This is a genomic window from Corynebacterium urinipleomorphum, assembly GCF_900155535.1.
Classification (GTDB): domain Bacteria; phylum Actinomycetota; class Actinomycetes; order Mycobacteriales; family Mycobacteriaceae; genus Corynebacterium; species Corynebacterium urinipleomorphum.
On the sequence record NZ_LT706962.1, the window covers coordinates 122465 to 133350 of the forward strand.

Sequence of the window (10886 nt, forward strand, 5' to 3'; positions counted from 1 at the left end):
ATGAAGATACCTATTCCAGGGTGCCTGTTCATCGGGTCGCGGTAACGGGGTGCCGCGACGTTAAGTGGTGAATAGGCGGGCTGGAATAGGTATCTGGGAAAAGGGGGTTAGGCCTGGCCCTCGAAGAGAGTGGTCACAGAGCCGTTCTCGAAGATCTCGTGGATCGTGCGAGCCAGCAGCGGGGCGATGGACAGGACGGTGAGGTTGCTCCATCCTTCCGTGGACTGCGGGAGCGTGTCTGTGGTGATGACCTCTTCGGCACCGCAGTTGGACAGGCGCTCGCGTGCAGGGTCGGAGAAGACACCGTGGGTGGTGGCAATGACCACGGACTCGGCACCCGCGTCCTTGAGGACGCCGACCGCGCCAGCGATGGTGCCGCCGGTGTCGATCATGTCGTCGAGAAGAATGCAGTTCTTGCCCTCCACATCGCCGACGACGCGGTTGGAGACGACCTTGTTCGCTGCGTCGATGTCGCGGGTCTTGTGCACGAAGGCCATCGGGGCGTCGCCGAGCGTGTTCGCCCACTTCTCAGCAGTCTTCACACGGCCGGCGTCGGGGGAGACCACCACGAGGTTGTCCAGCGAGTACTTGGACTTGATGTAGTCCGTGAGGATCGGCATGGCGTGCATGTGGTCGACCGGACCATCGAAGAAGCCCTGGATCTGGTCCGTGTGCAGGTCCACCGACACGATGCGGTCGGCGCCAGCGGTGGTGAGCAGGTCAGCGACCAGGCGGGCGGAAATCGGCTCGCGTCCACGGTGCTTCTTGTCCTGGCGCGCGTACGGGTAGAACGGCAGGATCGCGGTGATGCGCTTGGCGGAGCCGCGCTTCAGAGCGTCGATCATGATGAGCTGCTCCATCAGCCACTTGTTCAGCGGCTGGGCGTGAGACTGCATGACAAAGCAGTCGGCGCCGCGGACGGACTCCTCGAAGCGGATGAAGATCTCGCCGTTGGCGAAGTCGCGTGCGGTGGTGGGCACGAGGTCGATGCCGAGCTCATCTGCGACCTTCTCTGCCAGGTCCGGGTGGGCCCGGCCGGAGAAGACCTTGAGGTCCTTGTGGCTTTCGACTTTCTTACCGGTCATTGGTGGTGTCACCTTTCAGTTCACTCTCGCGTGCACGCTGGGATGCTTCAGCCGCGGCAGTGCCGGGGCGGTTCTGCTCCACCCAGCCTTCGATGTTGCGCTGGTGTCCTTCCTTGATGGCGAGGGCGCCTGCGGGCACATCTCTAGTCACCACTGTACCCGCGCCGGTGTACACCCCATCGCCGACAGTGACAGGGGCGACGAACATGGTGTCGGAGCCGGTGCGGCAGTGGTCGCCGATGGTGGTGCGGTGCTTGTTCACGCCGTCGTAGTTGACAAAGACGCTGGAGGCTCCGATGTTGGATTCGCGGCCGACGGTGGCGTCGCCGATGTAGGTCAGGTGCGGGATTTTGGAGCCGTCGCCGATTTCTGCGTTCTTCGCCTCGACGAAGCCGCCGAGCTTGCCGCGTGCGCCGAGCTTGGTGCCCGGGCGGATGTAGGTGAACGGGCCGACGGTCGCTTCGGGGCCGACGACACCGAGCTCGCCCTGCGTGCGCACGACGTGGGCGCGTTCTCCGACCTCGAAGTCGGTCAGCGTGGTGTCCGGGCCGATGACGGCACCGTCGCCGATGACGGTGGAGCCCCACAGCTGCGTGTTCGGGTGGATGGTCACGTCTTGGCCGATTTCCACGTCGACGCCGATCCAGGTGGTGTCCGGGTCGATGACGGTTGCGCCGCCGCGCATGGCCTGCTCGACGAGGCGGCGGTTGAGCTCCTTGCCGGCGGCGGCCAGCTGGACGCGGTCGTTGACACCTGCCAGCTCACGGGCATCGGGTGCGGTGAAGGCCGTGACGGTGCGACCGTCGTTCACAGCGATGCCGAGGACATCGGTGATGTACAGCTCGCCCTGTGCGTTGTCGGAGTTGATACGGGTCAGCGCGTCGCGCAGCACGGTGCCGTCGAACGCGAAGACGCCGGAGTTGACCTCGGTGACGGCGCGCTGTTCGTCATTCGCGTCTTTCTCCTCGACGATTTCGCGCACGTTGCCTTCGCCGTCGCGGATGATGCGCCCGTAGCCCGTCGGGTCCTCGAACTCCAGCGACAGCACGGTCACAGCCGCCCCAGCGCTTTCATGCTTATCGACGAGCCTCTCCAACGTCTCCGCCCTCAACAACGGCACGTCGCCGTTGGTGACCACGACAGTTCCCTGGAAATCGGGGATGGCGTCCAGACCGACCTGGACGGCGTGACCTGTGCCGTTCTGCTCTTCCTGCACGGCTTGGAGAATGCGCACCTGCATGTCTTCCGCGATCGTGTCCACAGCCGGGGAGACTTGGTCGCGCTGGTGGCCGACGACTGCCACGAGGTGTGCGGGGGAGAGCCCGGCGGCCGCGTGCAGCGAGTGGGAGAGAAGACTACGCCCCCCGATCTCGTGGAGGGTCTTCTGCGTCGTCGACTTCATGCGGGTTCCGGCGCCAGCCGCCAGAACGACCACGGCGCACTCGGAATGGTTAGGCACGCTGGGGTCCTCCTTATGGTTGCTCTGAATTCCGGGGAAATTCCGTGGACCAGCTTAACGCTTACGCCGCACCGGCAGAGACTTCACGGAGGTTCCAAGCCCCGACCACGCCTGCGTAGCCGAGAACCGCAAGGAAGATCAAGGCGGCTTGGGTGCCGAAGCTGGCCACCACCGATGTGATTGCACCGACTATGAGAAGCATCAGGCCCATCGCGGTGTTGGAAACCCCGGTGATGAGGGTGCGGTCATCGCCCTCCGTCATATCCACCAGGTACGTCTTGCGGCTCACACGCACAGTGGTGTGGGCGAGATTGACCAGGAAGAAACCGAGGGGCATGACCCAGGCGTTGACTGTCTCCGGCGCGAGCCGCGCGCTGAGCACCAGAAGCACCAGAACCGTCGAGGCAGCGCCGGCTGCCCACCCCATTGCGGCCTTGGAGGACTTATCGGACCACCAGCCGGAGACCCGCCCGCCGATGAGCGCCGCGCCGCCGGAGGCGATGATGAAGGCCCCCAGTCCGGTGAGGTCTGCCCCCTGCTCGTGCGCGAGCATGACGATGAACGGCGTGGACAATGCGGTCACGAGCATCAGCGAGCGGACGATCAAGAATTTCTGCAGGTCCCGGTCGCTCTTGATCAACTCCCACATCTGTGTGAAGCCGTGGGCCGTGGCTTTGTCGTCCGGCTCAGACTCGGGCTCCTTGATGCCGGTGAACACGAGCGAGGCGAACGCCCACGTGGCTGCACCGGCACCCAACAAGGTGACGAGGACCCAGCGGGGCAGGTCGTTCGGCAGGAACGTCAGGCCGAGGCCGACGGCCAGGGTGAACGCGCCGCCGAGAGCTGTCGCCCGGCCCGTGATGTCGCCGCGGTGCCCCTTGGAGATCGTCCGGCCTTGCACGTCCTTGCCTGCGATGGAACAGATGGCTCGGAATAGCGCCTGGACACCCAGCAGCACCAAGACCGCGACGCCTAAAGCCGCACCGTTGAGGAACATCGCAGCCACAGCGATGAGCGCAGCCGCGATGAACTGCCCCCACGAACCGATGAGCCACACCCGTTTGCGGGAGGCGGCGGACGTCACCCAGGGACTGAGCGCGAACTGGGGCAGCATCGAGCCCGATTCGCGGATGGGGACAAGGAATGAGGTGAACGCGGACGGCACACCGGCGGCGGTGAACAGCCACGGCAGGACCGTTTTCGGGGCCACGATCTGATCGCCGATATTCTGCAGACCGTTGGACCAGATGAAGCGGCGCGCGTTGCGCTCCTCGTTGGGCAAGGGGGATGTCATATTCCGGATAGTAGGGTCGAAAGCGACTACCAGCGAACCGGGAGGTCTATTGCCGATGAGCGGCGAGACACAATCGACAAAGACGACACGCCCGTTGCCTATCCCGCCTCTCTACGAAGGCACCCTCGACGGCAACACACGTCGCTTCGAGCTGACGGCGCAGGAGGGCGAATACGAGATCATGCCCGGCACTGTGACCAAGACGTGGGGATTCAACGGCCCGTTCCTCGGCCCGACGCTGTATATGCGCCGCGGTGAACGCATCGACATGACGGTGCACAACGAGTTGCCCGTGCCCACCGTTGTCCACTGGCACGGCCTGCATCTGCCAGCCACGGCGGACGGGGGTCCGGCGCTCATGTTCGGTCCAGGGGAGTCGTGGTCGCCGTCGTGGACCGTCGACCAGCCCGCGTCGACATGCTGGTATCACCCGCACCCGCACGAGGCATCCGCATCTCACGCTTACCGCGGGCTTAGCGGGGGCATCGTGCTTGACGACGGCTCCGCCCCCATCCCCGGCCTCCCCTCCGAGTACGGGGTGGACGACATCCCCTTGATCGTCCGGGATGCCAATTTCACCGAGGACGGTCAATTCGACTTGGACAACGGCTGGCTGGGCGACACCCTGATTGTCAACGGGATCACCAATCCGCGCTTCGAGGCGACGACGCGCCGGTTGCGCTTGCGCATCCTCAACGGCTCTGTCATGCGGTTCATCAACCTCAGTCTTGGTGTGCCGTTCACGGTCGTGGCCACCGATCAGGGCTTCCTCGAGTCCCCGGTGGAGGTCGAATCGGTGCTTCTCACCTCCGGCGAGCGCGTGGAGATCGTGGTGGACCTTGAGCCCGGTCAAGATTTGCTTTTGCGCTGTGAGCGCGTGCCCGATTTCGCTGGACTGCCCGATGAGGAGACAGCGGAGACCTTCCGGGTGACAGACAGGTTCGACGTGCTTGAGATCGCAGCACCGTCCGAGAACGCCCTCACGTACCCGCCGCTGCCGGAGACCCTTGTCGAGTTTGTGGAACCCGAGACCCCCACTGTCGAGCGCGAGTTCCGCATGAAGGACATGGAGATCAACGGCAAGAAGATGGATATGTCCCGCGTGGACGAAGTGGTGGACCACCGTGGCCCGGAGACGTGGCGGGTGTCCAACGACAACCCTGACAAGCTCCACAACTTCCACGTCCACAACGCCCGGTTCCTCGTGCAGGACGTGGAGGGCGGCACGGTCGAGTTCACTGAGGGCTGGCACGACACCATCGATGTCCCGCCGCGGTCAACGGTGACCTTGCTGGTGGAGATGGGCTATTACCCGGACCCTACGCTCGCGTACATGTACCACTGCCACATGCTCAACCACGAAGACCAAGGAATGATGGGGCAGTACGTCATCGTCGAACCGGGACAGCAACCGGACCTGCGCAGTTAAGACCAATTCGAAGAATCGGAGGACACAGAAGTGCAACGGGAATTCGGACGACGGACCTTCTTCAAAGGCATGCTTCTCGCCACAGCTGCGACGGCGGCTGCTTGCGCGGGACCGGGCGGTGTCCAATTCCGGCAAACAACCCCCGAAGGAGCGAAAGAAGACTTCCGCGATCTGCCCATCCCGGAGCTCTACGAGGGGGAGCTTGACGGCACTACCCGCAAGTTCGAACTCACCGCTCAGACCGGCCAGGCGTCGATTCTCCCGGGGACGATGACGGACACCTGGGGTTTCAACGGCGCCTGGCTCGGCCCGACGCTGTACATGCGCCGCGGCGAGCACATCGAAATGACTGTGCGTAACAACGTTCCCGAGCCCACCGTCGTCCACTGGCACGGTCTCCACCTGCCCGCGGCTGCGGACGGCGGCCCGGCGCTCATGTTCGACCCCGGCCAGACGTGGGAGCCGTCCTGGGATGTGGACCAGCCGGCAGCGACATGCTGGTACCACCCGCACCCGCACAACAAGTCGGGCCTGCACGCCTACCGCGGACTCGCTGGCGGTCTCATCGTCGCCGACGACGAATCCGACGCGCTCGACCTGCCGCACGAGTACGGGGTGGACGACATCCCCGTCATCATCACCGACGCGAAATTCGGCGCAGGTGGAAAGCTCGACGAGACCTTCGACCCCGACTACGGGTTGTTGGGGGACACGCCGCTGATCAACGGAATCACCAAACCCCAGTTCACCGCCACCACGCGCCGGGTGCGCCTCCGCCTGGTTAACGGCGCTACCATGCGCTTCCACCACATTGTCGTTGGCACATCATTCCAGGTCATCGCCACCGACCAGGGGCTGCTGGATGCACCGGTAGAAGCGGATAGCATCCTGCTCAGCCCCGGCGAGCGCGCCGAGATCCTCGTCGACCTCGAACCCGGCAAGGACCTCATGCTTCGCAGCGACGGCGTGCCCGACGGCGGCGGCCTGCCCAAGGAAGACGCCGCCAACGGCTTCGGTCTCCGCGACACCTTCGACCTGTTGAAGATCACCGGGCCGGAGGAGAGCGCGCCTGAGGTGGGGGAGGTGCCGGGGAAGCTGGTGGGCGTCGATAAGCCTGATGCTTCTGGCGCGCCCCAGCGCGAGTTCACGTTGAGCGGATTCGAGATCAACGGGCAGAAAATGGACATGAACCGCGTCGACCTGGTCATCGACCACGACGGCCCGGAGATCTGGCGCGTGACCAACGAGAACGCCGACTGGCCGCACAACTTCCACATCCACAACGCGCGGTTCATGGTCGAATCCGTCGAAGGCGGCGACGTCGCTTTCACCCGCGGCTGGCACGACACGATCTACATCCCGCCGATGGCGACCGCGACGCTGCTCGTGGAATTCGGGCACTATCCGGACCCCACGCTGGCGTACATGTACCACTGCCACATGCTGTACCACGAAGACCAGGGAATGATGGGGCAGTACGTCATCGTCGAGCCGGGGCAGCAACCGGCGCTCGGGGAGCACGCGCACTAACGCCGGTCGCTACTACCAGTCGGAGTCGTACTCGCTGTAGTCGTCGTAGTCCTCGTACTCGTCGTAGTCGCTGTAATCCGAGTCATTCGTGTCGTCGTCTTCGTCCCAGTCGTCGTACTCGTCGTCGGAGTCCAGCTCCCAGTCATCCCACTCTTCCCAGTCATCAAACGGGAAAGGCTCTCCGCCGAGGTTCTCCGGGGTGCAGTACTTCTTGTCCTCCACCCACGCGTCCGTGCCGGGGCAGTTGTAGCCGTTGCCCGGGGACGTGAAGATGGAACCGCTCTTGGTAGACGCTGGCTCAGGTGATTCTTGTGAGGCGGATTCCTGCGGTGAGGATGCCGTTGATCCGGAGGACGTCGTTTCCGTCGTCGTCGCAGCTGTCGGTGAGGTGGCGGAAACCGACAACATCGGGCCGCTGGGCTCGTCCAAACCCTTACCGCACCCGGTGAGAGCGAAGCACCCAGCCACAGCGAGCGCAATGAACGGGCGGCGGCGAACAACCATGGGATCCCCCTCATGATGCGTGATAGCGAACGGGCACTGCACCGTTTGCGCAGCGCACCGTGGCCGAAATTACTTTAAGCTGATGCGCATGGCTACTTTCGAAGAAGACTACACCGGCAAGAACATCCGCTTCACCCACGACGACGGCACGGAGTACTCCGGCCGCCTGAGCCGCCAGGAGCGTTTCAGCGACGACGAGGACGACATCTGGATCGACCTCCCGGAAGGCGACAACATCCGTTTGCGCCTGCGCCGCAACACCAACCTGGACTTGCTTGACTAGGGCTCACAGGGTTCAAGCCCAGCTCTCCACGTGGGAGCTGGGCTTTCTGTGTTCTTATGGCTTGCAGGCGGTATCCGGGGTATATGCGGTGTACGTTGTCTGCGCGATTGCGCCTAGGAGCCGGATGCGCAGGATATTTCCGTTGGCTCCCTCGAGATTCCACGTGTTATAACCCCACTCGCCGACCTGCTCGGTTTCGGGCTCATGTCCCGGGACGACTTCGAAATCATCGCCGGGTTGCCATGCTCGGATCGGCTGGTTTTCAAAGTAGGCGTTGCCGCCCTCTTTGGTGATCGCGGTGATAACGCCATTCTCGACGTACGCCGTTGCCTCCGGTACCCCAAGCTTCGAGTAGGTCGCCGTTGTGCACCCGGCGACACCGTTGTCTGCTGGGCCGACAGAACTAGAATTCAGCCCCAGCCCGAACGCTTCGTCCTGAGCCATGCCGATTTCCAGGTCGCCGTAACCCCACGGCGTCATGTGCGCCATTTCGCGTGCCTGGCGGGAGTTGCGTCCTTCCTCGGCGTTCTTGTCCGGCTTCGCGGCCTCCGAAGTCAATGCTTCTGCGGTGTCCTGGGCCTGCATTTTCTTGTAGTAGTCCACCACGGGGCCAGTCAGGCCGAGGCCGATTTCACCGGTGATGTCGTTCCATTCCGTGCTGCGGATGACGGTGCGCCCGATGAACGACTTGTCCGGGCCGAGGAATTCCATCACACCACCGGTCTTGGATCCTTCGAGCAGCTTCCAGGTTCCGCCGCTCTCACAGTCACCGACGAGGATTTTCTCTGTCAGGGCGCCGTCGTGCATTTCCAGAACGCCGTAGCAGCCGCGTTCCGGGTACGTGACGGTGGTCAAATTATCGCCGAAACGGAATTTCACCGTGAGCTCGCCTTCGCGGTCCATGGTTCCGTTCTCCACCACCGGGTAGTCCTCGTACTGGGTCTGGGGACCGTCTGTCGCTTCCTTCGCGCCGAAATCAGCGTCGCCCAGCATCATGGGCTCATCACCGGTCTTTTGGAAGACCGGCTTGCCCACGGACAAGACCTTGCCTTCCCCGAAATCGACTTCCTCGATGTTCAGATCATCTGTCACGTCTGGGTTGAGCCCCACCTCACCGGCCTCAATCTTCGGGTCAGTCTGGGCGAGAGAACCGCCGCCGTTGGAGCCATCAGGCGTTTCGTAGGAAATGTCCATTGCGGCAGAAGGCTCGTCGGCATCGCTGTCGCTCTTGCTGCTCGAGCCCGTATCATCAGCGTCGGCGTCTTCTGCCTTCTTCGGCGTGAAGGTCCACCTGGTGCCGTCGCCGCCGCCCGGCGCGGCGGGCGCTGCTCCCGTGTTCGCGCCTACGTCTGCGGTGATGGTGTTGGTCTGTTCGTATGTGCCTTCACCGATCTTCTTCAGCTCGCTGTGGCTGCCGAGTGTCGGGGAGGTCAGGGTGCCGCGTTCACCGTCGTCGTGGAAACGGACAACGAGAACAACGGGGACCGGCTCGTCGCTAAGTCCGTCGGCGTCTTCAAGCGTCCCGCTGTAGCGCGTCTCGTTGAACGGCTCCGCGATCGTTTTTGAACCTGATTTATTCGCGCTGCTCAACACCAGTCCGGCGAGAATACCGAGGATGAGGAGAAGGACCGCCAGCACGGCGAGAAGGATTTTGTTTGTCTTATTCATAATCGCAGTTCACTCGGTGTTTCAATTCAGGGATTGCGGTGCCTCAACGGGCGGCACGTCGTTTCCCGCCGTGGGGATCTGCTCGAGGACGTCCCCCGGCTGTTGCTCGACCGACGGTGCCGTCGCCACACCTGGAGTCGGGACATCATCACCGCCGGGCTGTGCTGGTTCCGTGCCGGTTACTGCCGGGTCGGGGAGCCGGTCCTGTTCGACGGTGCTTGTGGTCGGCGCGGGCTCGTTTGCAGGTTCCGGGTCCTGAGTGGCGGCGGCGTACGCGACGAGCGCCAAGAGCACAGCGAGCACCAGCAGCAGTCCGGCCAAGATGGCCGCCAAGGTCTTGTTTCGTTTCGTCAAAGCGGTTCCTCTTTCTGTCACTGGCACGGGATCAGCTTGTCGATGAACTCGTCGGGCGCGCCTTCCTCGCGGAGTTTATCGGTGTCGTGGCAAGGGTGGCGGGTCGTCGAGGTCTTTCCGTCTGCCCGGATCGAAGACCACTCGCCGTCCACGAAGCGGAAATAGCCAATGTCGTCGGATCCCCACGCGCCGGCGACGGCCCACTCACCGTCGCAGTACATCACTACTGTGCCGTCGGGGCTCCACCGTTCAATGATCGCAGCGAATGCGGACGGATCGCACGAGCCCTGCGCTTGGGTCTCCGTGTCGGCCTCGTCCGCGGTGAAGTCGCGGTAGAAGTCCAGCACCGGTCCCGAGCGGGCGATGCCGATCTCGCCGTCGATCTCGTCCCAGTCTGTATTGCTGAATTTCAGGTCCCCGGTGAGGGCTCCGTCGGCGGAGGTGAATGTGGCGGTGCCGCCGCTGATATCGCCCGAGTTGAAGGACCATTTGCCGCCGCTTTCGCAGTCGCCGACGGAGATCTGTTCGGTCTTGGTCCCAGGTTCGCTGTCCTCGAGCACGCCGTAGCAGCCGCGCCCCGGATAGGTGATGGTGTGAGGTGCGCCGTCGGTGCCGGTGCGGAAAATCACGGTGTCGGAGATATTCAGCGCCGGGTCGTCGGCGTGGATCAATTCGATGGGGCCGGTGGTGCGCCAAGAGTGGTCGGGGAACTCGATGCCGTCGGGCTCCGCGCCGGGGGCACTGGGGTTGAGTCCCACCTCGCCGGCGTTCTCGGCCGGATCGGTCTGGGGGAGCTCGGCGGACGCACTGGCACCGTCGGGGGTGGTGTAGCTGACATCCATGGCGTTGTTGTCGCCGGGTTCGAAGGTCCACTCGACACCGTCATCGCCCTCGCCGTGGACGATTTCTTCGCGGTAGGTGTGCGCGTCCGTCTTCGTCAGCGTCGAGTGCCGCTTTAGAGTGGGGGATGTCAGTTCGCCGGTCTGACCGTTGTCGTGGAAGCGGACGACGAGTACGACGGGGACGGGATCGGCGGCGTCGATAAGCCCCTCCGCTTCCTCGATGGTGCCGCTGTAACGCGTCTCGTTGTACGGCTGAGCGATGCCGCGCGCCCCGAAGAAACTGCTGCGTGCCACGATTGCGCCGGCGAGGATGGCCGCGATGAGCAGGAGTACCCCCAGCACAGCCAACAAGATCTTATTGGTCTTCGTCACAGGCTCAGATTAGCTGGCTCGTACCGTGCGCACAGGGCGGAATTCTTCTCGCGCGCCGAATGCGGT

The 10886-nt window shown here is 63.8% G+C and carries 10 protein-coding genes; 3 read left to right on the top strand and 7 right to left on the bottom strand.

Going from position 1 to position 10886, the window contains the following annotated elements:
* Positions 1-107: 107 nt before the first annotated feature.
* The 3 genes from CZ338_RS01275 to CZ338_RS01285 all read right to left on the bottom strand — a co-directional run bounded on the left by CZ338_RS01275 (position 108) and on the right by CZ338_RS01285 (position 3838).
* Entirely contained in the window at positions 108-1085 is a 978-nt protein-coding gene (locus CZ338_RS01275; RefSeq protein WP_087116372.1) for a ribose-phosphate diphosphokinase, read from the bottom strand.
* The gene (gene glmU, locus CZ338_RS01280; protein ID WP_087116374.1) at positions 1075-2544 is read right to left on the bottom strand and encodes a bifunctional UDP-N-acetylglucosamine diphosphorylase/glucosamine-1-phosphate N-acetyltransferase GlmU; all 1470 of its coding nucleotides are present in this window, start codon (positions 2542-2544) and stop codon (positions 1075-1077) included. Before glmU ends, CZ338_RS01275 begins: the two co-directional genes overlap by 11 nt.
* A 61-nt stretch (positions 2545-2605) precedes the next feature.
* Complete coding sequence (locus CZ338_RS01285; RefSeq protein ID WP_087116376.1) at positions 2606-3838, bottom strand: MFS transporter; 1233 nt, start codon at positions 3836-3838, stop codon at positions 2606-2608.
* Positions 3839-3893: 55 nt separating this feature from the next.
* Between CZ338_RS01285 and CZ338_RS01290 the strand changes: the two genes are divergently transcribed.
* Both CZ338_RS01290 and CZ338_RS01295 read left to right on the top strand, forming a co-directional pair.
* Positions 3894-5267 carry a multicopper oxidase family protein gene (locus tag CZ338_RS01290; protein ID WP_087116378.1) on the top strand — a complete coding sequence of 458 codons (1374 nt, stop codon included), beginning with the start codon at positions 3894-3896 and terminating at the stop codon, positions 5265-5267.
* A 69-nt stretch (positions 5268-5336) separates the two neighbouring features.
* Positions 5337-6797 carry a multicopper oxidase family protein gene (locus tag CZ338_RS01295; RefSeq protein ID WP_087116766.1) on the top strand — a complete coding sequence of 487 codons (1461 nt, stop codon included), beginning with the start codon at positions 5337-5339 and terminating at the stop codon, positions 6795-6797.
* A 12-nt stretch (positions 6798-6809) separates the two neighbouring features.
* Here CZ338_RS01295 and CZ338_RS01300 read toward each other — a convergent pair whose 3' ends face one another.
* Positions 6810-7301 (bottom strand): hypothetical protein, encoded by a 492-nt coding sequence (locus CZ338_RS01300; RefSeq protein WP_087116380.1) that lies wholly within the window; start codon positions 7299-7301, stop codon positions 6810-6812.
* An 88-nt stretch (positions 7302-7389) separates the two neighbouring features.
* On the opposite strand from CZ338_RS01300, the gene CZ338_RS01305 reads away from it, so the two are divergent.
* Positions 7390-7584 (top strand): hypothetical protein, encoded by a 195-nt coding sequence (locus CZ338_RS01305; protein WP_143341225.1) that lies wholly within the window; start codon positions 7390-7392, stop codon positions 7582-7584.
* A 54-nt stretch (positions 7585-7638) separates the two neighbouring features.
* On the opposite strand, the gene CZ338_RS01310 is transcribed toward CZ338_RS01305, so the two are convergent.
* From CZ338_RS01310 to CZ338_RS01320, 3 genes are read right to left on the bottom strand one after another with little or no spacing between them, the layout of a single operon-like run.
* Positions 7639-9252 (bottom strand): hypothetical protein, encoded by a 1614-nt coding sequence (locus tag CZ338_RS01310; RefSeq protein WP_087116384.1) that lies wholly within the window; start codon positions 9250-9252, stop codon positions 7639-7641.
* Positions 9253-9273: 21 nt separating this feature from the next.
* Positions 9274-9606: a hypothetical protein gene (locus tag CZ338_RS01315; RefSeq protein WP_087116385.1), complete on the bottom strand. Its 333-nt coding sequence runs from the start codon at positions 9604-9606 to the stop codon at positions 9274-9276.
* A gap of 17 nt (positions 9607-9623) precedes the next feature.
* Positions 9624-10820: a hypothetical protein gene (locus CZ338_RS01320; protein WP_087116387.1), complete on the bottom strand. Its 1197-nt coding sequence runs from the start codon at positions 10818-10820 to the stop codon at positions 9624-9626.
* Positions 10821-10886: the final 66 nt, after the last annotated feature.

What these genes read in the sequence shown, in the direction of transcription:
- CZ338_RS01305 (WP_143341225.1), top strand. Translation starts at nt 7,390, where the DNA reads ATGGCTACTTTCGAAGAAGACTACACCGGCAAGAACATCCGCTTCACC.
- CZ338_RS01310 (WP_087116384.1), bottom strand. Translation starts at nt 9,252, where the DNA reads ATGAATAAGACAAACAAAATCCTTCTCGCCGTGCTGGCGGTCCTTCTC.
- CZ338_RS01275 (WP_087116372.1), bottom strand. Translation starts at nt 1,085, where the DNA reads ATGACCGGTAAGAAAGTCGAAAGCCACAAGGACCTCAAGGTCTTCTCC.
- CZ338_RS01290 (WP_087116378.1), top strand. Translation starts at nt 3,894, where the DNA reads ATGAGCGGCGAGACACAATCGACAAAGACGACACGCCCGTTGCCTATC.
- CZ338_RS01295 (WP_087116766.1), top strand. Translation starts at nt 5,337, where the DNA reads ATGCTTCTCGCCACAGCTGCGACGGCGGCTGCTTGCGCGGGACCGGGC.
- CZ338_RS01300 (WP_087116380.1), bottom strand. Translation starts at nt 7,301, where the DNA reads ATGGTTGTTCGCCGCCGCCCGTTCATTGCGCTCGCTGTGGCTGGGTGC.
- CZ338_RS01285 (WP_087116376.1), bottom strand. Translation starts at nt 3,838, where the DNA reads ATGACATCCCCCTTGCCCAACGAGGAGCGCAACGCGCGCCGCTTCATC.